Here is a 21,474-nt window from a genome sequence, read left to right as displayed (position 1 = left end):
TCTCAATCGGTCGGCAACAGCCGGCGCTCAATCCAGGCAAAGACGTAGGCGAGCGGCGGGTAGCAGACGAATTCGAGCAGGAAGAGGTTGAAGGCCTGTGCCGGATTGACCAGCGTTTCCTGGAGAAACGACACCAGCAGCCAAGTGAGCAAGGTAGCCCCCGCGGCGACCAGCCCGAACACCGCCCAGATAAGAAAGAACGGCATGCCGTTGAGCGGCTTGCGCTGCCACAACGCGATGCCATGCACGATCAGCAGAACCAGAAGGCCGACGCCGAAAGGGGCCAGCATCAGGAAATCGTGGAGCAGGCCGATCGAGAGAACACCCCACATGCTCATCAGGCCGGGCTGATGAACCGTCCAAAAGAATACCGAGATCAGCACCAGGGCCGATGCGATCATGCCTAGGCGCGGCAGATGCCAGGAAAGCAGCGCGACAAACAGCAGCAGGATCGTCAGGCCGACCGGTAACGCTGCTCGCCACGCTATATCGGCCTGTTGGCCAAAGCTCGGCCTGATCACTCGGCCGCCCCTGGCGTGACCGACCCGGACTGATTGCTGGGGTTGAGCGCCTTGGTGGTGTCGACGCCTAGATCGTCGAGGAGAATGCCGGGCAGGCTGTAATCGATGAGCCGGATGTTCTCCAGCCGGCTGAAATCGACGAAGGGTTGCACCTGGACATGGCCGTCGATGACTGAGACCACCTCGCCCACCGGCAACCCGGCAGGGAACACGCCGCCCTGACCGGACGTGACGATGCGATCGCCGATTTTGACGTCGCTGTCGCGCGACAGATAGAGCAACTCCGGCAGATCCGAGTTGCGGCCGGCAAGCACGGCCTGGTCGCGGCTGCGTTCGGCGACGACGGGCACGCGTGCGTTGATATCGGTAATGAGGAGAATGCGAGCCGAACGATCGCCCACTTCCAGCACGCGGCCGGCAAGGCCGGCGCCGGTGACGGCGGCCTGCCCCTTGGCAACACCCGCCTTGGTGCCACCCAGCACGATGAGCGAGCGCACGAAGCTCGACGATGCATCGGCGACGACGCTTGCCGTCACGAAGCTCACGCGCGGGCCAGGCTGGAAGTTCAGCAGATCGCGCAGGCTGGCATTTTCCGCCTGCAGTTCACGCGCGACACGCTGCCACTCCATCAACGTGTCGTTCTGACGCTTCAAGGCTTCGTTCTCGGCCTTCAAGGCGAAATAGTCGCGCACATCGCTGGCCGTTTCGCGCGCCGCGTCTATGGGACGCGAGACGGCATTGATCACCGGCGCAGTGATGTCCGTAACCATCATGCGGATGCGGCTCACGATCACTGAGTCCGGCTTGCCGATCATCATCAGCCCGAACGCGAGAGCCACTAAAAGAACAAAAGTGAACCGATGGGTCCAGGAGCGGGTAGCCGCCGTGGCCCCGATCGATCCCATACGCTTGTTCACCTATGTTTCCTCCCAGACCCAGGGGATTGTCGCCAGGGGGATTGTCAGCTGACTCGAAGCCAATCAATCACTTAGGGTATTTTTCCACAGGAAGGGTTAAAGCGCAATTACCAACCCGCCGCATCGACGTGATAAATCGCCGATACCGGCTCCTTCTCAGTACATATTGATCAGAACGTGGCGGTGCGCCTTGATGTCTTCCAGGCAGCGGCCTGTTCCCAGAGCCACGCAGGAGAGCGCGTCGTCGGCAATCGACACCGGCAGGCCGGTGGCATGACGCAGGACGAAATCGAGATTGGCCAGCAAGGCGCCACCGCCCGTCAGTACGATGCCCTTGTCGACGATATCGGCGGCGAGTTCCGGTGCCGTGTGCTCCAGGGCCACCTTCACCGCTTCGATGATGGCCCCCACCGGCTCCGCCAGGGCTTCCGCCACCTGGCGCTCGGTGATCACGAGTTCCTTGGGCACGCCGTTCATCAGGTCGCGGCCCTTGATTTCCATAACGCGGCCCTCGCCGTCTTCCGGCGGGCAGGCTGACCCGATTTCCTTCTTGATCCGCTCGGCGGATCCTTCGCCCACCAGCAGGTTATGGTTGCGGCGGATATAGGCGATGATGGCTTCGTCCATCTTGTCGCCGCCGACACGGACCGAGCGCGAATAAACGATGCCGCCGAGGCTCAAAACGGCCACTTCGGTTGTGCCGCCGCCGATATCGACGACCATGGAGCCCGTGGGCTCGGTCACCGGCAGACCGGCGCCGATGGCTGCAGCCATGGGCTCTTCGATCAGGTAGACCTTGCTGGCGCCCGCGGATTCAGCTGATTCCTGGATGGCGCGGCGCTCGACGGCGGTGGAACCGGAGGGCACGCAGACGATGATCTGGGGGCGTGCAAAGCTGCGGCGGTTGTTGTGTACCTTGCGGATGAAGTGCTTGATCATCTCTTCGGCAACTTCAAAATCGGCGATGACGCCGTCGCGCAAGGGCCGGATGGCCTGGATGTTACCCGGGGTGCGGCCAAGCATCAGCTTGGCTTCGTCGCCGACCGCCAGCACATGTTTCTTGCCCTTCACATCGGCGATCGCGACAACCGATGGCTCATTGAGCACAATTCCACGGCCTTTGACGTAAACCAGCGTGTTTGCAGTACCGAGGTCGATCGCCATATCGGCGGAGAACATGCCCATCAACTTCGAAAACATCAGTACCACCTGCTTACCGCGATACGCGGCGTTATTGTTCTTCCCGGCATGCCTGAGCCGACATGCTTCCGGAAACCGAAGCTCCAGATTCCCTGGGAGCCAACCTAAGGCGTTCGGCGAAGATCGCTGCGAAGCCCTGATTTGATGGGAATATTCCTTGGATTTTCACGCGTTAGCGGTCCGGAACACGCCCCGACTCCGGAAACCAGCATGGTCCGGTCCGGGCTTGCTTTTACCGCCCGTGCAGAACCGGGACAAGAGGATTGTGATGGAATTCCAAACAAGTGCCGGCACTTTCTCAATTTCCCTCGGCCATTCAACAAGGCCCTAACCGCATTGTCATCGCCCTCTCACACGGTGCGCCGAACCGGATCCGAAGGCGTGCCAGGCACCCCGGCGACCCCGTCGGCACCACCGGCACACGCCATGGGCATGGCGGAAGATTCCCAGCAGCACAACGCCCGCAGGACAACCAATGAAAAAATTAGCTAGATTAATTCTTCTATAAATAGTGTCTGCCCGAACAACCATCGGCCGGCACATTGGCATGAAGCGGGACCACCGAAAAAGCAAAGGGACGGCCCTTGCGAGCCGTCCCCGCCAGTCAGGCGATCAAATGTGCTTAGTTCTTGGTCTTGTCGACCAGGCGGTTCTTGCCGATCCAAGGCATCATGGCGCGAAGCTTGGCGCCCACTTCTTCAATGCTGTGCTCGGCCTGGCGGCGACGTGTCGCCTTGAAGCTCGGCTGGCCGGCGGCATTCTCAAGCACGAAGTCGCGGACGAAACGACCCGACTGAATATCTTCGAGAACCCTCTTCATTTCCTTCTTCGTCTCTTCGGTGACAATGCGCGGACCGGTCACGTAGTCGCCATACTCGGCGGTGTTCGAGATCGAATAGCGCATGTTGGCGATGCCGCCCTCGTAGATAAGGTCGACGATCAGCTTCACTTCGTGGAGGCATTCGAAATAGGCCATTTCCGGAGCATAACCGGCCTCGACCAGGGTCTCGTAACCAGCCTGGATGAGGGCGACGAGACCGCCGCACAGGACGACCTGCTCGCCGAACAGATCGGTCTCGCATTCCTCGCGGAAGTTGGTTTCGATGACGCCGGAACGACCGCCACCGATGGCGCTGGCATAGGAGATCGCGAGCTCAAGCGCGTTGCCGCTGGGGTTCTGCGCCACCGCCACGAGGCAAGGCACGCCACCACCCTTCACATATTCGCCGCGCACGGTGTGGCCCGGGCCCTTGGGCGCGATCATGATGACGTCGAGATCGGCGCGCGGCTCGATCAGCTTGAAATGGATGTTGAGGCCGTGAGCGAAGGCCAGCGCCGCACCCTGGCGCATGTTCGGCGCCAATTCCTCGGCATAGAGCTTCGCCTGCAATTCGTCGGGCGTCAGGATCATGATGAGGTCGGCCCACTTCGCGGCTTCGGCCGGGGTCATGACCTGCAGACCCTGGGAGGTTGCCTTGGCTTCCGAAGCCGAGCCCTTGCGCAACGCCACGCGCACGTCCTTGACGCCACTGTCCTTGAGGTTGAGCGCATGGGCATGGCCCTGGCTGCCGAACCCAACCACGGCAATCTTCTTGCCTTTGATCAGGTTCACATCGGCGTCGCGATCGTAATAAACACGCATGGTCTTTCCCTTTCAGTATAGCAGTTCGTATCCAGGCCCCGCACTTGGGGTCATGTGGAGCTAGTTGGCTTCGGAGCCGCGTTTCATGGCAACAATACCGGTGCGAGACACATCGGCAAGCCCCAGGGGCTGCATGAGGCCGATGAAGGCATTGAGCTTCTCGGTCGAACCAGTCATTTCGAAGACGAAGGATTCGATCGTTGCATCGACCACGCGCGCGCGGAAGATGTCGGCGATCCGCAGTGCTTCCACGCGCTTGTCGCCGGTGCTGGCAACCTTCACCAGCGCCATTTCCCGCTCCAGCGACGGCCCCTCCACAGTGAGGTCGGTGACGCTGTGCACGGGCACCAGGCGTTGCAACTGGTTCTTGATCTGCTCGATGATCATCGGCGTACCGGTGGTCACGACCGTGATGCGCGACAGATGCTGCGCGGCGTCGACTTCGGCGACCGTGAGACTTTCGATATTGTAGCCACGGCCGGAAAACAGGCCGATGACGCGGGCAAGGACACCGGATTCATTGTCCACCAGCACCGACATCGTATGGCGTTCGATCGTTGTATCTTTCACGCTAAGTGACTCCTTGCCGGGTTGGCCGCCGGCGACTTCGGCCGGCACGCCAGAGACAATTCCCAAACTGCGACGCCTGACACCGCTCATCAGACCAGCACCATGCCCTCTTCCGAGACCGGCTTGGCGGACTGGTCGTCGGGACCAAGCAGCATTTCGTTATGCGGCGAGCCGGACGGAATCATCGGGAAGCAGTTTTCCTTTTCGTCAACACAGACATCGACCACCACCGGCCCCTTGATATCGATCATCTGCTTGATGACATCATCGAGTTCGGAGGGTTTCTGCGCGCGCAGGCCAGACGCACCGAAGGCTTCGGCTAGTTTCACGAAGTCCGGCAGGGCGTCGGAATAGCTTTCCGAATAGCGGCCTCCATGCAGCAGTTCCTGCCACTGGCGCACCATGCCCATCCATTTGTTATTCATGATGAAGATCTTCACCGGCAGGCGGTACTGAACCAGCGTCGCCATTTCCTGGATGTTCATCAGGATCGAGGCTTCTCCGGCAACATCGATCACCAGCGATTCCGGATGCGCCACCTGCACACCGTAGGCCGCCGGCAGGCCGTAACCCATGGTACCGAGACCACCCGAGGTCATCCAGCGGTTCGGCCTTTCGAACTTCAGGAACTGCGCCGCCCACATCTGGTGCTGGCCCACTTCCGTCGAAATATAGAAGTCCTTATCCTTCACCGCGGCATAGAGACGTTCAAGCGCGAATTGCGGCTTGATGATCGTGTCGGAGGCCTTGTACTTGAGGCATTCGCGGCTGCGCCATTTGTTGATCCGGTCCCACCAGGCGGCCAAAGCCTTCTGGTCGACCTTCACCTGGCGCGCCTTCCAGATGCGCATCATTTCTTCGACCACATGGCCGACATCGCCGACCACCGGAATATCGACGCGCACGCTCTTGTTGATCGAACTCTTGTCGATATCGACATGAATCTTCTTCGAGCCAGGCGAAAACGCATTGAGGCGCCCAGTGACGCGGTCGTCGAAACGCGCACCGATATTGATCATGACGTCGCAATCGTGCATCGCGTGGTTGGATTCGTACATGCCATGCATCCCGACCATGCCGAGCGACAAGGGATCGGACGCCGGAAAGGCACCGAGGCCCATCAAGGTCTGCGTGCAGGGGAAACCGGTCATACGGATGAAATCGGTCAGCATCTTGCAGGCAAGCGGACCGGAATTCACCGCACCGCCGCCGACATAGAAGATCGGGCGCTTGGCCCCGGCCATCAGTTCCACCGCCCGTTCGACCTGGCTGCGTTCCGGCTTCTGCACCGGATTGTAGGTACGGTGGCGTTGGCCGGCATGGTTCACATATTCATATTTCGCCTGCTGCACATCCTTGGGAAGATCGAGCAGCACCGGGCCGGGCCGGCCGGAGCGGGCCACATAGAAGGCCTCATGCACCTTGCGCGACAGATCCTCGACAGACTTCACCAGGTAATTGTGCTTGGTGCAGGGCCGGGTGATGCCGGTCGTATCCGCTTCCTGGAAGGCGTCGTTGCCGATGAGATGCGTTGGCACCTGGCCGGTCAGGCACACGATCGGAATGGAATCCATGAGCGCATCGGTAAGGCCGGTGACCGCATTGGTGGCGCCGGGGCCAGACGTCACCAGGACGACGCCCACCTTGCCGGTCGAACGAGCATAGCCCTCGGCCGCATGGACGGCAGCCTGCTCGTGCCGGACAAGAATGTGTCGCACCTTGTTTTGCTTAAAAAGGGCATCGTAAAGCGGCAATACGGCCCCGCCCGGGTATCCAAAAATAACGTCAACGCCTTGATCTATCAGGGCTTTGACGATGATTTCCGCACCAGTGATGGGTTCCGTAGCCATAATCCGATCCTCTTTTCCCGCGCCAATTCGGCACAAAGAAATCCAATCGCAGGGCGATTTTCGCGCTGCGGTGGCCGGACCTTAGTTTGTGGTCTTCAAGGGGTCAACAGGAAATCGCGAATTTTCTGGCGCGTTTGCGTCGTAGAACTTTGCGAAAATTTCATGGCTGGCATATCAGGCGATATAAAATTCGCTTCCGCCACTTGATGCCGGAACCAGGTGAGCTGCCGCTTGGCGTAGCGGCGGGTTGCCTGCTGCGCCGCAGGAAGAGCTTCCTCGAGCGAAATCACGCCTGCCGCCACCGCCGCCATTTCGGGATAGCCCAACGCCTTGCGCCCGCCGCCGGCAGAAGCCGGCTTGGCCTCGGCCCGGGCAACTTCCTCCACGGCCCCGCGCGCAACCATTGCCGCCAGACGAGCGTCGACAGCCCGGTAGAGATCGGCTCGTTCAGGAGCCAGCACCAGCGACAGGAAACGATGCGGCGTCGGCGGCACTGGCGGCTGCCCCTGCCACCAGGAAATCGATTGACCCGTCGCCTCAAGAACCTCCCAAGCCCGCGCGATACGCTGCCGATCGCCCGGCTTGAGGCGCACGGCCGTTACCGGATCGCGCTGAGCGAGGCACGCATGCATCTCGGCAGCCCCCATATCCGCCACGAGCCGGCGCGCCGCATCGCGGATCCCGGCGGGTATGGCCGGCAGGGGGCTGAATCCGGTCGTCAGCGCGCGGATATAGAGACCGGTTCCTCCGACGACAATTGGCACGCGCCCCTCTGCCAAGGCAGCGGCGATCTCGGCCGCCGCCATATCCGCCCAGCGCCGCGCGTCGCAGGCATCGTCGAGGTCGAGAAAGCCATAGAGCCGATGCGGCACCCGTCCCTGCTCTGCCGCATCCGGCTGCGCGGTAAGGATGGGAAGGTCGCGATAGACCTGCATGGAATCGGCGTTGACGATGACCCCTTCCAGGGCTTCCGCCAGATCCAGCGCCAGCGCCGATTTGCCGCTGGCGGTCGGCCCGGCCAAGATCACGACGCGCCCGACCTTGTCCTTCCGCGCCATTTCCTCTATACGCCCGACCGTCATGGATCTCGTTCTTACCCTTGTTTCCGCCCCCGACAAAGCCCGGCTTGAGCCCGCCCTTCTGGCGGAGATTGCCGGCGCCCTGTCTCGAGCCGGCGCCGCAGTCGCGACGCCAGACTGGCTCGACCCCGGCTTTGCCTGCGACCTTGCCTTTCACGGCCTCGATGCCGGCCAAGCCCAGAACGTCGCTAAGGCGATGCTGGGTGGAGCCGCCGTCGATTGTTACGCGCAAGCAGCCGAAGGGCGCAAGAAGCGGCTGCTCCTCTGCGACATGGATTCAACGATCGTGACGGCGGAAACGCTCGACGATCTGTCGGTCTTTGCCAACGACAAGGCGGAGATCGACGCCCTGACGCTGAAGTCGATCAAGGGCGAGATGAACTTCACCCAGAGCCTGGTCGCCCGTGTCGCCTTGCTGAAGGGGCTGACCGAGGCTGAGTTCGCGGCAGCCTATATGAAGATCGAAGTCTCGCCCGGGGCCGAAGCGCTGATCCGGACGTTGCGCCGCGATGGCTGCTATACTGCACTCGTTTCCGGCGGCTTCCGCTATTTCACCAGCCGCATTGCCACCCGTGTCGGGTTCGACATCGACATCTCCAACGAATTCGAAATGGCCGATGGCAAAACGACCGGCAAGCTGGTGCCGCCGATCGTCGATCCGGACGGCGAGTACGGCAAATTAGGCCGCTTGCGCCATCTGGCCAGGGAATGCGGCATTGAACTCAGCGCCGCGGCGGCAATCGGCGACGGTTCGAACGACATCCCGATGCTGAATGCGGCTGGTATGGGCTGCGGCTATCGCGGCAAGCCCAAGGTGAAGGCGGCGACCGGCTGCCAGCTCAATTATGCCGACCTCACCGGCCTGCTCTTCTACATGGGTTATCGCCGCGACCAGTTCGTGGCCTAGGGTGCCTACTTCTTGCCGATCTTCACGGCGATCCACTGGAAATCGCCCTGGCGGTTGATGAGCAAGGTAACCAGGCGGTAGCCGTTTTCCTGGGCGGATTTGACGCGGTCATGCACGTCGGCCGGCGAGGCGACGGCTTTCTGGTCCACTTCGGCAATGACGTCGCCCGGGCGCAGATCCTTTTCCGCGGCAGGACCGTTTTCATCGACCGAAACAACCACGACGCCCTCGACATTCTCCGGCAGGTCGAACTTGGCACGCGCCGCATCGTCGATGGCGCCGACCTCGACGCCGAGCAGGTCGATCTTGTCACCGGCCGGTGCCGGCTGCTCCGGCTCGCCTTCAGGCTGCGTCGTCTGCAGGGCGGCTTCCGCCTTCTCGTCAAGCTCGCCCAGTTCGACCGTCACCGTCGTCTTTGCCCCTTTGCGCCAGATGCTGACCGGAACCGACTTGCCGAACTGCGAATCCGCCACCAGGCGCGGCAGCGCCTTCATATCGCCCACCTCGCGGCCATCGAATTCAAGAATGACGTCACCCTGCCGGATGCCGGCCTTGTCGGCGGGCCCGCCGGCCGAAACACTGGAGACCAGCGCCCCCTTGGCTTGCGGCAGGCGCAGGCCTTCAGCCAGTTCCGGGCTCACCGTCTGGATGCGGACACCCAGCCAGCCGCGGCGGGGATGGCCGAACTCTTTGATCTGGGCGATGACGCCCTTGGCGAGATTGGACGGGATCGAAAAGCCGATACCGACCGACCCGCCCGAAGGCGAATAGATGGCCGAGTTGATGCCGACGACGTCGCCATCCATGTTGAACATCGGGCCGCCGGAATTGCCGCGATTGATCGAGGCGTCGGTCTGGATGAAATCGTCATAGGGGCCGGCGTTGATGTCGCGCTGGCGCGCCGAGACGATGCCTGCCGTAACCGTGCCGCCAAGGCCGAAGGGATTGCCGATGGCCAGCACCCAATCGCCGATGCGCAATGAATCGGAATCACCCCATTTGACGGCCGGCAGCGGCTCCTTGGTCTCGACCTTGAGAAGCGCCAGATCCGTCTTCTCGTCGCGGCCGACGAGTGTCGCCTTCAGTTCCTCATTGTCATGCGTGATGACCGTGATCTCCTCGGCATCTTCAATGACGTGGTTGTTGGTGACGATATAGCCGGTGGAATCGATGATGAATCCCGACCCCAGCGAGGTCGCCTTGCGCGGGCGCGGCTTTTCGCCGTTCTGCCGGTCTAGGAACTCGCGGAACATATCGTCGAGATCCTGGATCTGACTGTCCGTCGAGACCATCTGCGTGGTCGAGATATTGACCACCGCCGGCAGCGATTTCTCCGCAAGATCGGCGAAGCTCTCCGGCGCCGAGCGGGCGGCCGCCAGTTTGAGGCCGGCCAGGACAGCAAGAACCGCCACGAGCAGCGCCCAGGCAAAAAGGCGGGCATAATGCGGCGCGGCTTTCGCGGGGGTTTCCGCCAGGGTTTCCGATTGAGCCAGCGCGACAGCCCGCGCACGCGACCGGTTCCGGTTGTATTGCATCGCTTCCACTACCCTCGTCTGTACCTTCACCCCGTGGCGTATTCGGCCGTCCGGCGGTTTCGTTACCCACTATAACGCAAAAACCGACCGGACAAGCTGCCCGATCGGCCTTTGCCGACACATCAACATAGCTGACGCCTCAAGGCTTCCATCTCTGACTTTCGATCCGCTTCACTGCGCTGGGGGCACTTTCCCCTGCTCCATGCCGAAGAAGCGGAAGAAATCGCCGCTGGGCGGCCCGACATAGGTGGTCGAATCGCCCTTCAACCCCTCCTGCATCGCCTGGAGCGAACGGTAGAAGTCGAAGAAGGCGGGATCCCGGCCAAAGGCCTCGTTATAGATGGAAATCGCCTCGCCGTCGGCTTCGCCGCGCAAAACAGCCGACTGCCTGCGTGCCTCGGCTAGCTTTACGACACGTTCCTTATCGGCTTCGGCCGTCTTCTGGCGGGCCTCGCGCGCGCCCTCCGCACGGATGCGGGCCGCTTCCTGGGCACGCTGTTTACGCATGCTGTTGAAAACGGCATCGCTGTTCTGCGCCGGCAGATCGACACGCTTGAAGCGCACATCGACAATCTTGATGCCGTAGGGTTCGGCTGCCTGGCGCGTCAGCTCCGTATGTATCTGGCGCATGATTTCGGCGCGCTTGGGCGTCAATGTGTCGACCAGCGCCACATTACCGATGACGCTACGCAGCGTCGAGCCTAGCACGCTTCGAATTTGGCTTTCGGCATTCGCGTAGGTTCGGCCGACCTGGTAGAACTTGAGGCTGTTGGTAATCTGGTAGCGGACGAAGGCCGAAATCACTACGCGCTTCTGGTCGCGCGTCAGCAACTCCTGCGCCGGCGCATCGAAATTGAGCACGCGCCGGTCCAGCAGAATGACCTGATCGGCGACCGGCAGCTTGAGTTTCAAGCCAGGCTCCTCGATCACGGCCTGCGGGTTGCCGAAGCGCAGAACGATGGCGCTTTCGGCCTGTTGCACGACGAAAGTCGAACTGTAGGCAAGGATCGCCAGCAGGATGACGACGATGCCAAGCAGAATGCTCTTGTTCTGGTTCATTGGCCTGCCTCCACGTTGCCACCGGTGGAGGGTGCTCCGTTGCCCGTGGAATCGGCACCCGGTTTGCGCATCTTGATCAGCTGATCGAGCGGCAGGTAGGGAATAGCGCCGTTGCCGGCACCTTCGTCGATGATGATCTTGTTCATATTGGCGAGAATGCCCGACATGGCTTCCAGATAGAGCCTGCGCTGCGTGATATCAGGCGCCTTCTGGTATTGGTCGTAGACCGAGACGAAGCGCTGCGCATCGCCCTGGGCGATCGCGACTTTTTCCGCCTTATAGGCTTCGGCCTGCTTGACGATCTGAGTCGATTGGCCGATCGCTTCTTCCGTCACCTGGTTGAAATAGGCCTGAGCATCGTTGATGGCCGCTTCCTTGTCGGCGCGCGCCTTCTGCACGTCGCGGAACGCGTCGATGACTTCGCTGGGCGCATCCACTTTCTGAAGCGACAATTGCTCAATCGTGATGGCGCCGGCCGACGCATCGCCGAGCTTATAGGTGTCGAGCATCTGCTGGGCCAGGTCACGCGCCTTCACCTCGATCGTCCCGCGACCTTCCGTGATGGCGTATTCGAAGGTGGATTGGCCGATAATCTCGCGCAAGGCGGCTTCGGCTGCATTCTTGACATTGTCCTTTGGGTCGCCGCCGATGCCGAACAGATACTGCTCGACATCGTTGATGCGCCAGAGGACGACAGCGCGGACGTCGATGATGTTCTCGTTGCCGGTCAGCATCAAACTTTCTTCCGGCACGTCGCGGTCGGAACCGCTGGCCGTCTCGGCGCGGAAGCCGACTTCGACGCGGTTACGCGTCGCGACGTCGGGCGTGTAATGGTCGCCGATCGGCACCGGCCAGTTCCAGCGCAGGCCCGGCGGGGTCTGGCTCACGAAGCGGCCGAACAGCATATTGACGCCGACCTGCCCGGGATTGACGACATAGAAGCCCGTCACCAGCCAAAGGACCACTGCAGCCGCCCCGATCAGCGCCAACGCCCGGCCGGAGCCGAAGCCGCCCGGCAGGATCGACTTCATGCGGTCCTGGCCGCGTTTGATCATTTCCTCGAAATCGGGGGGTTGATTACCGCCGCCGCCGCGACCCCAGGGGCTTTGTCCGCCGCCCCAGGGACCACCCTGATTGTTCCACGCCATAAGGATCCTCAAGACTGGTCTAGATTGCGACCGCTGCCGGCCAGCACTCTTTTATTGATTGCGCCAAAGCCTTATATGACAGCCGCCGCACCATCGCAAATCGACCGGAGACCGCCATCGGATTCGGCCCCCGCAGCGAGTTGATGGCGCGCATCATATCGGGCCGAACAGAGGGAATTTCAAGGATGGCCAAGATCACGGAAGCGGAAATTCGCTCGGTTTTGTCGACAATTACCTCGCCGGAGGGGGGCAATATCATCGAGCGGGGCATGGTCCAGGGCCTGGTGGTGCGCGACGGTCATGTCGGTTTCAGCATCGAGGTCGATCCGGCCCAGGGCGAAAAGCTGGAGCCAATGCGCAAAGCAGCCGAATCCGCCGTGACGAACTTGCCCGGGGTACTTTCCGTGACTGCAGTGCTGACAGCGCATAAAGGACCCGGGGCAACGGCGCCGGCCCAGCGCGCGGCCGCAACCCCCACCCAACGGCCCGGCAGCGGCAAAGCGCTGGTTCCCGGGGTCAAGCACATCGTCGCCATTGCCAGCGGCAAGGGCGGGGTCGGCAAATCGACCACCGCGACCAATCTTGCCCTCGCCTTCACCACATTGGGTCTCAAGGTCGGCCTGCTCGACGCGGACATTTACGGCCCCTCGCAGCCGCGCCTGATGGGCCTCAGCGGCCGGCCGGAGAGCCGCGACGGCAAGACACTGGAGCCCAAGCAGAGCTTCGGCGTAAAGGTCATGTCGATGGGATTCCTGATCGAGGAAGACACGCCGATGATCTGGCGCGGCCCGATGGTGATGAGCGCCATCACCCAGCTGCTGCGCGAAGTGAACTGGGGTGAACTCGACATCCTCGTCTGCGACCTGCCGCCGGGCACGGGCGATGCGCAGCTCACCATGGCGCAGTCGGTGCCGCTGTCCGGCGCCGTCATCGTCTCCACGCCACAGGATATCGCGCTGCTGGATGCCAAGAAGGGCCTCAACATGTTCCGCAAAGTCGACGTGCCGGTCCTGGGCCTCATCGAGAATATGAGCTATTTCAGCTGCCCGAATTGCGGCCATCGCACCGACATTTTCGCCCATGGCGGCGCGCAGCGCGAAGCGGCCAGGTTCGGCGTCGATTTCCTCGGCGAAATCCCGCTCGACATCAAAATCCGCGAGACCTCGGACGACGGACGCCCGATCGTCGCCAGCGAGCCCACCTCGCCGCATTCGCTTGCCTATGGCGAGATTGCGCGCAAAATCTGGGCGAAGCTCGATGCGACGCCGCAGCGCGCCGCGCCGCGCATTGTACTGCAATAGCAATCAGGACCCACTCATGAAAGCCCGGGTGAAATGGATCGAGAACAATACGTTCCTCGGTGAGAGCAACAGCGGTCACGCCGTTATCATGAACGCCGCCACGATTCCGGGCGGTTCCACCGTGGCGCCCTCGCCGATGGAGTATCTGTTGCTCGGGACCGGTGGGTGCACATCCATCGACGTGGTGATGATCCTGCAGAAAGGACGTCACGACATACAAGGCTGCGAGTGCCGCCTGGAAGCCGAACGGGCGGCGAGCGATCCCAAGATCTTCACCAAGATCAACATGCATTTCATCGTCACGGGCCGGAACCTGAAGCCGGAGGCCGTGCAGCGCGCGATCGACCTGTCGGCCGAGAAATATTGCTCGGCCTCGATCATGCTCGGCAAGATGGCCGAGATCACGCACAGTTTCGAGATCGTGGCACCGGAGTAAAGAAAAACTGCGCCGAGAGGATGCCTAGCGCCTTGCAGTTGACAGTTGCGCCGCCCCCTGCGTCAATATGCGCCTTGAGGAAAGTCGCGGGGTCGGTGGGGCGGTGGCGCGGCCAAATCTGAAGACAGCGGCGGTTATCGTCGCTGCAATCCTTGTTGCGGCTCTTATCTACCTGATAGGCGAATTTGCCTATCGACGCGATGTCGCCTTGGCAACCGAATCGCGTACGAAGAGCCAGCTTGCCGCGCTCGCCAACAGATTCCTGACCGAGATCGCGGCCGGCTCGGATCTGGGCCTGGGGCTGGCTGCCCTTGTCGCCGCCGAGCCCGGCATCACCGAGCGGAAATTCACCTCGATCTGCAAGACGATTCTCTCCGCCCAACCCAAGGTGCGCAATATCGCGCTCATCGTCGGCGACACCGTCAGATATAACTGCCCGTCGGGAGGCGCTCCGCAAAAGATCGGCCGCGAGATCGACGATGCCCCCGAAGGGACCAATTCCTTCGAACGCCTGCAGCAAAGCGACGATGCCGTCGTCTCCGGACCGTTGCATCTCCCCTCAGGCGATTGGGCGATCGTCGTCCGCATCCCCATCCGCATCCGCAATGAAACCGGTTTGGTCCAATATTGGGGCGCCATCAGCCTGCCACTGCGCCTCAGCGGGTTGCTGCTCCAATCCGGCCTGTCCGATCCGGATATAGGGCTCGACCTCGCCATGCGCGGCAGTCGCGAGCCGATGCGCGTCCCGGAAACGATCTTCGGCGAACCGCAGGCCTATGGCGAGGGCGCACTTTCCGTGCCGGTCGCCTTGCCCGAAGGCACCTGGTTGCTCTACGGTCGCCCCAACAGCGCAACGCCGGAGCCGTTCCAACCGCTGCAGCGGATGTTCGTAATTATCGCCGCCTTGTTTTGCGGCGCCGTGGTTCTGGTTGCCATTCCCTATATCGCGCGCCGGCGGCGGCTCGAGATTGAAGTCAACCGCAACCGCGACCTGCTGCGCGCGCTGATGCGCAACTCTCCCATCGCCATGTATGTGAAGGATGTCCACGGCCGATACCTCGATCTCAACGCCGAAGCCTTTCGGGCCTACAATATCGGCGAGGGAGCGTTCCGGGGCCGCACCGCCCGCGACTTCGTCGAACCGGCACTGGCAGACCAATTGGAGCAGGAAGATGCAAGGACGCTGAAAGGCGAGGTGGTGCGCACCGAACGGCGCGCCGATGCCTCAAGCAGTTACGGTTGGGAGCGCGAGATCAAATTTCCCGTGATCGACACCGCGGGCAAAGTGATCGCCATTGCCGGCTACGTTCTCGATATCACCGGGCAGAAGCAGAGCGAAGAGCGCATGCTCGAAGCCCTGCGACGGGCCGAAGCGGCCAATCGCGAAAAATCCAATTTCCTTGCCACCATGAGCCATGAATTGCGCACGCCGCTCAACGCCATCATCGGCTTCTCCGACATCCTGCGGCGCGAAATGTTCGGTCCACTGGGCAGTACGACCTACCAGTCATATGCCGCCGACATCCATAAGAGCGGACAGCTCCTCTACGATCTGCTGGGCGGCATCATCGACCTTTCCGCCGTCGAGTCCGGACATCTCGACATCAAATCGGAAGCGCTGCGGCCCGAACTGGTGATCGGCGATTGCCGCGCCATCCTTGAGGCCCTGTCGCGCGAGCGCGAACACGAACTGATCGTCGACGCGACGACGAATGCCCCCATTATCGGCGATCGCCGTCTGCTGCGCCAGGTGATCATCAATCTCACCAGCAACGCCTCGAAATACACGCGCAAGGGGGGCCGGATCGAGGTCACGGTCGAGGATGCGGGGGAAGAAGTCATCTTTCGCGTCCGCGACAACGGCATCGGCATGGAATCCACCGACATCGAGCGCGCTCTGCAGCCCTTCACCCGCCTGGGCGATCCGATGCGCGCCGAAGTGGGCGGGTCCGGCATCGGTCTTGCCCTCGTGCGGCGCCTGGTCGAGGCGATGCAGGGTTCGCTGGTTATCTTCAGCAAACCGGGGTTCGGCACCGCCGTCGAAGTGCGTTTGCCCAAGGCAGACTAGCGATTCCGACACCGCCCGCTTGACTTTGTCCTCAGGCACACTGCCCAATATGTCGTCCTCACAGCTGGCCAGGAGCGAGCAGGTGCCGCTCTCGACGGGTATCAAGTACGTTCTGATCGGTATCGCCGCACTGGCGATCGCTGCTGCGATATTCTTTGCTGGCGAGCGGCTGAACCGCGAGCGCGCCGATGCCGCCGCCCGCGGCACGTTGACATCGGAACTGAGATCGCTTGCCAACAACCTGCGGATGGAGATCGAGAAAAGCGTCGACCTCGGCCGGGGTCTTGCCGCGGTGATCGCCGCCAACAAGGGGATATCCGCAGCCGCCTTCGCGGAAAGCTGCGCCGACCTGCTGCTCGAGGAACCGAAAATCCGCAACATCGCCCTCGTCGTCGGCTCGAAGATCGTCGACAATTGCCCCCTCTCGGAAAATCGCGGCACGATCGGCGTCGACCTGCGCGAGCGTCCTGATCAATGGCCGTCCTTCGAACGCATGCGCAAGAGCGGCGAGCCGGACGTTGCCGGGCCGGTCAATCTGGTGCAGGGGGGCTGGGCGATCATCGCCCGCATTCCGATCTTCATCCGCACCGCGAGCCGGCCGCCAGTCTTCTGGGGTGCGCTCAGCATGCCGATCGAGATCGACGGCCTCTTCGCGCAGTCCGGCATGACGGACGCCGCACAGCTCATCCATCTCGCCATTCGCGGCAATCGCAACGCAACGCTGGCGCCTGAAATCCTGATCGGCGATCCTGCCGTCTTCGACGGCAATCCGGTCGTCATGGAAGTGCCCTTTCCGGATGGTGCCTGGTATCTGGCGGCGCAGGTGCCGGTGTTCGGTTCGGGTTTCACCACCGATTCCACCTTGCATTTGGCGACGTTGCTGGCGGCCAGTACGTGCGGCGCCATGTTCTTTGTCGTCGCGGTCTATACCGACCGCCGTCGCCGGCTGGAAGCCGAAGCCAACCGCAACCGCGACCTGCTGCATGCCTTCATGGAGAACGCGCCGGTCGCGATGTATGTGAAGGACGTTGACGGATACTATATCGACCTCAATGCCGAGGCGCGCCGAGCGTTCCAAATCGGCGAACGCCCCTATGTCGGCCACAAGCTGGACGAATTCTTCGAGAAAGCGATCGCACGGGACCTGGCGGATGGCGACATCAGAGCGCGAGCCGGCGAAGTCGTGCGCACGGAACGCAACACCGGACTGCGGCAGGCCTACCCATGGGAGCGCGAAATCAAGTTTCCGGTGTTGGACAAGAACGGCAAGGTCGTCGCCATCGGCGGTTACGTCTTCGACATTACCGCCGGCAAGGAGGCGGAAGTCCAACTCGTTCGCGCCTTGAGAGCGGCCGAGGAGGCCAACCGCGCCAAGTCCGAATTCCTGGCGACGATGAGCCACGAATTGCGTACGCCGCTCAATGCCATCATCGGCTTTTCCGAAGTCATCCGGCGCGAGGTTTTCGGGCCGATCGAAAATGCCGCGTACCAGGGCTATGCCGACGACATCCACGCCAGCGGACAGCAGTTGCTGGATCTACTAGGCGGCATCATCGATCTTTCAGCGGTCGAATCCGGCCGCATCGAAGTGAAGCACGAGGCCGTCAACTCGGCCGACCTGCTGGCCGATTGCCGTGCCATTGTCGAAGTCATGACGCAGGAGCGACAGCATCGGCTGCGCATGGCCGACGATGCCGATTGCGCCTGCCTGGGCGATCGCCGGCTTCTGCGTCAAGCGTTGCTCAACCTGGCCAGCAATGCCGCCAAATACACACGAAAGGGCGGCGAGATCGACATCTCGACCCGCGATGACGGCGCCAGCGTCGCCTTCTGCGTCGTCGACAATGGGATCGGCATGACGAGCGAGGATATCGAGCGCGCCATGCAGCCCTTCACCCGGCTGGGCGATACAATGCGCGCGGAAGTCGGCGGCTCCGGCATCGGCCTCACCCTGGTGCAGCGGCTGGTCGAGGCCATGGGAGGCCGGCTTCATATCGAGAGCAGGCCCGGCATCGGCACGCGGGTCGAAATCATCATGCCGAAGCCGGCGCGCCCGGAAGAAGCTACCGCTTCTTGAAGAAATCTTCCGGCAATTCGGAAATATCCGGCGGCACAACCAGCTTCGGCGCGTATTGCAGGGACCGCTTCTGCGCGGCTTCGACTTGGGCCGGCGTCATCGTCTCGGCCACTTTTTCACGGCGTTCGACCATCTCGCGGCGGTCCTTGCCCTGCGGCAGTTGAGCGGCGGCGATATTGTACCACATATAGGCCTTTCCCGAATCCGGCGCCGCGCCTCGTCCCTCCTCATACATCTGCGCGGTTGGCGCCAGCGCTTCGAAACAACCCTGCATGGCGGCCTTCTCGAACCAGGCGAGCGAGGTTCGATAGTCGAGTGGGACACCCTGGCCGTAGAAATAGGCGATGCCCATCAATCGCTGCGCCACGGGATGGCCGATCCTGGCCAGCTTCTCGAAGACTGGGATCGCCTGAACGAATTTGCCTTCGCCATACGCGACCCAGGCATCGTCGGCATCCCGCTCGAGCTTGTCCCAGGTATAGGGAATGCCGTCGACAAAGACCGGCCGCTTGCAGGCGCGACTGTCCACGACCGTGCCTTCGGGCAGTGCCGGTCCGGGCAGGGCAGCCGCGTCGGTTGCCGAGGGCGGTAATGGGCCGAGCGGTGCCGCCGCCTCGCTGCCCGGCGGTGGCGGAAGCGGCGTGGCTTCCTGGCCCAAACCGGGCGACATCAGAAGCAGCAGCGCGCCTAAAGCGGTCGAAAGTGGCAGAATCGGTGTCTTCATGGCCCAGACAGTAGCTGATCTTGGCAAAGCTAGCATTTCCCGGGCCAGTTAGGCTCACAATCCGTTTACAAGTGCTGAATTCGGTCGCCGCTTTCCCGATCCTGAACTTGAGGGGCCTTGCCGGCCGGTCCCGCCGATCCCATCTAGCATCTGATGATCCATCCGGGAGATTTTGTTGGCCGATCCGACCGATTTCGAGACCGAAACCATCGATAACGGCAAATATGCGCGCGACCGCCAGCGCGTCGCACAGGGTTTCTGGCCGAAATTGCGCCGGATTGCCGGCCGCGTCCCGTTCGTGGACGAACTCCTCGCCGCCTATTACTGCGCCGTCGATCCCGCCTCGCCGCTCAAGGTCAAAGTCGTGCTGATGGGGGCGCTCGCTTATTTCGTCCTGCCCTTCGATACGGTCCCGGACTTCCTGGCCCTGTTCGGCTTCGCCGACGATGCCGCCGTGGTCTATGCGGCAATCAAGACCGTGGCAAAGCACATCACCACCGACCATCGCGCCAAGGCCCGGTCGGCTTTGGAGCGGTTCGACACCTAGCTGTCGGAGGCATTCTTTGCCCGTCCCAACCGCGCTTCGCGCTGGGCGATGTAGACGGTACTGCCGACGATGAGAACCGCGCCGATCAGAGTCCAATGATCCGGAAGCTCCGTGAAGGCGATGAAGCCGATCAGGCCCGCGAACAGCAGCCGCAAGTAATCGAAGGGCGCAACGACCGATGCCTCGCCGGCCTTGAAGGCCAGAATCCACCAATATTGTGACAAGGCGCCTGTGACGCCGATGGCGATCAGATAGAGCCACTCGATCGGTGTCGGCCATTGCCAATAATAGATGGCGGGTGGCCCCACCAGCAGCATCCCGATCAGGCCGTAATAGAACAGCATGATCAACGGCGTCTCGCTGGCAGGCAGGCGCTTCAGGATCGTGATGAGGAGTGCAATGGAAAGCGCATCCCCCATCGCCAGCAACGCCCAGGGGTTGAAGGCACTGCTGCCCGGCTGCATCATCACCAGCACACCGATGAAGCCGACGATGGTTGCGGCCCAGCGCCGCCAGCGTACATCCTCCTTGAGGATGATCACCGCAAGGATCACGGCAAAGAGCGGCTTGGTGAAGCTGAGTGCGGTATAGGTCGCCAGTTCCAGCTTGGCGATGCCGATATAGGCGCAGATCATGGCAACAAAACCCAGCACCGCCCGCAGCGCGTGCGCCTTGATATATTGCGTGCGCAGAGATTGCAGGCCTGACTTCGCAACGAACGGCGCCAGCAGCAAGAAGCCGACCAACACACGGAAAAAAGTGATCTCGAACGTATTGACCTGTGCCTGTCCGGCAAGTTTGACGAACGCCGCCATCACTGAAAAACCAAGCCCGCACAGCGCCATCCAGATGCAGCCGCGCGCGTTGCCGGACAGATTGAGAAAGCCGGATATCATTTGTCTTTCCCGATCCGCTCGACAGGCATGATGCCCGGCTGCGCGCTTTCGGCACTGGCCTGTGTCGCCGCGGCGGCGGTCGCCTTATGCCGCCGCAGGAAGGCCTCGCGCTGCGCAATGTAAAGGCCCGCGGCGACAATGACCGCCGAGCCCAGCCAGAACCAATGGTTCGGCTGCTCGCCGAACCAGAACATGCCGATACCCGTAACGAATATGAGCCGGGAATAATCGTAAGGCATGATGGCAGAGGCGTCGGCCATGGCAAAGGCGCGCGTCCAACAAAGATGACCGAGCGTGCCGAACAATCCCAAGGCAATCACATAGGGCCAGGCTGCAAGGCTGGGCCAAGTCCAGTGGAACAGGGCCGGGATCAGGGCGAGAGGCGTCGACAGCAACACCATGTAAGTGACGATTGCCTGCGAACTCTCGCTGCGCGAAAGGGTCTTGACGATGACCGAAACCGTGGCGCTGAGAAAAGCGCTGCTGATCACCAGTATCTCGCCTAGGCCGATACCAGTCGAGCCGGGCTGCAGAACGATGAGGACGCCGGAAAAGCCCAATAGGGTCGCCGACCAGCGGCGTAGCCGGACATTCTCCTTGAGGATCAGCGCCGCAAGGATGGTGGCGAAGAGAGGAGCGGTGAAACTGAGCGAGGTGGCGTTGGCGATCGGCATATAGGCCAGCGCCGTGAAGCCGCACATCATTGAGACGACGCTGAGGCTGGAGCGGAACAGATAGGTTCCGAACCGTCCGGTACGCAGACTGCCAAGGCCGTGACGCCACAGCCAGGGGATCATGAAGACAAAGCCGAACAGGTTGCGCCAGAAGGCGATGGCAAAACCGTGCATTTCCCCGGAAAGCTGTTTGACCGAGGCGCTGAGCAAGGCAAAGAACAAGCAGGCGCCGAGGGCCAGGAGTGCGGCCATGACCGGGTCGGGCAGGACCGGGTTGGGCAGGCCGCTGCTCTTGTGGTCGGAACTTGTCATGTGTATGTCGG

19 protein-coding genes are annotated in these 21,474 nt (G+C 62.1%); 6 read left to right on the top strand and 13 right to left on the bottom strand.

All coding sequences use genetic code 11. From position 1 onward, the window contains the following. Positions 1-2: 2 nt before the first annotated feature. From ACE3TY_RS08285 to miaA, 7 genes are all read right to left on the bottom strand, one after another. Entirely contained in the window at positions 3-521 is a 519-nt protein-coding gene (locus ACE3TY_RS08285) for a hypothetical protein (protein ID WP_374652552.1), read from the bottom strand. Next, positions 518-1,438 (bottom strand): rod shape-determining protein MreC, encoded by a 921-nt coding sequence (gene mreC / locus ACE3TY_RS08280; RefSeq protein WP_374652551.1) that lies wholly within the window; start codon positions 1,436-1,438, stop codon positions 518-520. Before mreC ends, ACE3TY_RS08285 begins: the two co-directional genes overlap by 4 nt. A 156-nt stretch (positions 1,439-1,594) precedes the next feature. Beyond that, entirely contained in the window at positions 1,595-2,638 is a 1,044-nt protein-coding gene (locus tag ACE3TY_RS08275) for a rod shape-determining protein (RefSeq protein ID WP_298683713.1), read from the bottom strand. Between the two features lie 622 nt (positions 2,639-3,260). Beyond that, positions 3,261-4,280, bottom strand: a complete 1,020-nt coding sequence (gene ilvC, locus ACE3TY_RS08270) for a ketol-acid reductoisomerase (protein ID WP_374308194.1) — start codon at positions 4,278-4,280, stop codon at positions 3,261-3,263. Between the two features lie 60 nt (positions 4,281-4,340). Then, positions 4,341-4,820 (bottom strand): acetolactate synthase small subunit, encoded by a 480-nt coding sequence (gene ilvN, locus ACE3TY_RS08265; RefSeq protein WP_374652663.1) that lies wholly within the window; start codon positions 4,818-4,820, stop codon positions 4,341-4,343. A 119-nt stretch (positions 4,821-4,939) separates the two neighbouring features. Continuing rightward, entirely contained in the window at positions 4,940-6,700 is a 1,761-nt protein-coding gene (locus ACE3TY_RS08260; RefSeq protein ID WP_374652550.1) for an acetolactate synthase 3 large subunit, read from the bottom strand. A 95-nt stretch (positions 6,701-6,795) separates the two neighbouring features. Beyond that, complete coding sequence (gene miaA / locus ACE3TY_RS08255) at positions 6,796-7,782, bottom strand: tRNA (adenosine(37)-N6)-dimethylallyltransferase MiaA (protein WP_374652549.1); 987 nt, start codon at positions 7,780-7,782, stop codon at positions 6,796-6,798. Here miaA and serB point away from each other — a divergent pair. Continuing rightward, positions 7,781-8,686, top strand: coding sequence for a phosphoserine phosphatase SerB (gene serB, locus ACE3TY_RS08250; RefSeq protein WP_374652548.1), 906 nt, complete (start codon positions 7,781-7,783; stop codon positions 8,684-8,686). The two genes, miaA and serB, sit on opposite strands and share 2 nt — an antisense overlap. A gap of 5 nt (positions 8,687-8,691) precedes the next feature. Here serB and ACE3TY_RS08245 read toward each other — a convergent pair whose 3' ends face one another. The 3 genes from ACE3TY_RS08245 to hflK form a co-directional block, all read right to left on the bottom strand. Then, a complete protein-coding gene (locus tag ACE3TY_RS08245; protein WP_374652547.1) occupies positions 8,692-10,221 on the bottom strand; it encodes a DegQ family serine endoprotease in 1,530 nt (509 codons plus the stop codon). A 171-nt stretch (positions 10,222-10,392) separates the two neighbouring features. Continuing rightward, complete coding sequence (hflC, locus tag ACE3TY_RS08240) at positions 10,393-11,280, bottom strand: protease modulator HflC (RefSeq protein WP_374652546.1); 888 nt, start codon at positions 11,278-11,280, stop codon at positions 10,393-10,395. Then, entirely contained in the window at positions 11,277-12,428 is a 1,152-nt protein-coding gene (gene hflK / locus ACE3TY_RS08235) for an FtsH protease activity modulator HflK (RefSeq protein WP_374652545.1), read from the bottom strand. The genes hflC and hflK overlap by 4 nt, the downstream gene beginning before the upstream one ends. A 185-nt stretch (positions 12,429-12,613) precedes the next feature. Between hflK and ACE3TY_RS08230 the strand changes: the two genes are divergently transcribed. The 4 genes from ACE3TY_RS08230 (at position 12,614) to ACE3TY_RS08215 (ending at position 18,310) form a co-directional block, all read left to right on the top strand. Continuing rightward, complete coding sequence (locus ACE3TY_RS08230; RefSeq protein WP_374652544.1) at positions 12,614-13,729, top strand: Mrp/NBP35 family ATP-binding protein; 1,116 nt, start codon at positions 12,614-12,616, stop codon at positions 13,727-13,729. 16 nt (positions 13,730-13,745) lie between these two features. After that, complete coding sequence (locus ACE3TY_RS08225; RefSeq protein WP_374652543.1) at positions 13,746-14,165, top strand: OsmC family protein; 420 nt, start codon at positions 13,746-13,748, stop codon at positions 14,163-14,165. A 208-nt stretch (positions 14,166-14,373) separates the two neighbouring features. Beyond that, positions 14,374-16,233, top strand: coding sequence for an ATP-binding protein (locus ACE3TY_RS08220; protein WP_374652542.1), 1,860 nt, complete (start codon positions 14,374-14,376; stop codon positions 16,231-16,233). Between the two features lie 49 nt (positions 16,234-16,282). Then, a complete protein-coding gene (locus tag ACE3TY_RS08215) occupies positions 16,283-18,310 on the top strand; it encodes an ATP-binding protein (RefSeq protein WP_374652541.1) in 2,028 nt (675 codons plus the stop codon). On the opposite strand, the gene ACE3TY_RS08210 is transcribed toward ACE3TY_RS08215, so the two are convergent. Then, positions 18,297-19,034 carry a tetratricopeptide repeat protein gene (locus tag ACE3TY_RS08210; RefSeq protein WP_374652540.1) on the bottom strand — a complete coding sequence of 246 codons (738 nt, stop codon included), beginning with the start codon at positions 19,032-19,034 and terminating at the stop codon, positions 18,297-18,299. The two genes, ACE3TY_RS08215 and ACE3TY_RS08210, sit on opposite strands and share 14 nt — an antisense overlap. Positions 19,035-19,209: 175 nt before the next feature. On the opposite strand from ACE3TY_RS08210, the gene ACE3TY_RS08205 reads away from it, so the two are divergent. Further along, positions 19,210-19,581 carry a YkvA family protein gene (locus tag ACE3TY_RS08205; protein WP_374652539.1) on the top strand — a complete coding sequence of 124 codons (372 nt, stop codon included), beginning with the start codon at positions 19,210-19,212 and terminating at the stop codon, positions 19,579-19,581. Here the strand turns inward: ACE3TY_RS08205 and ACE3TY_RS08200 are convergent. Together ACE3TY_RS08200 and ACE3TY_RS08195 are read right to left on the bottom strand one after the other, a co-directional pair. Then, positions 19,578-20,477, bottom strand: a complete 900-nt coding sequence (locus tag ACE3TY_RS08200) for a DMT family transporter (protein WP_374652538.1) — start codon at positions 20,475-20,477, stop codon at positions 19,578-19,580. The two genes, ACE3TY_RS08205 and ACE3TY_RS08200, sit on opposite strands and share 4 nt — an antisense overlap. After that, complete coding sequence (locus tag ACE3TY_RS08195) at positions 20,474-21,463, bottom strand: DMT family transporter (protein WP_374652537.1); 990 nt, start codon at positions 21,461-21,463, stop codon at positions 20,474-20,476. Before ACE3TY_RS08195 ends, ACE3TY_RS08200 begins: the two co-directional genes overlap by 4 nt. Positions 21,464-21,474 lie beyond the last annotated feature (11 nt).

Origin of the sequence: Dongia sp. (assembly GCF_041918875.1) — a bacterium.
Taxonomy (GTDB): Bacteria; Pseudomonadota; Alphaproteobacteria; order Dongiales; family Dongiaceae; genus Dongia.
Note: the sequence above shows the minus strand (reverse complement) of the source record. Positions and strands in the feature narration are given on the sequence as shown.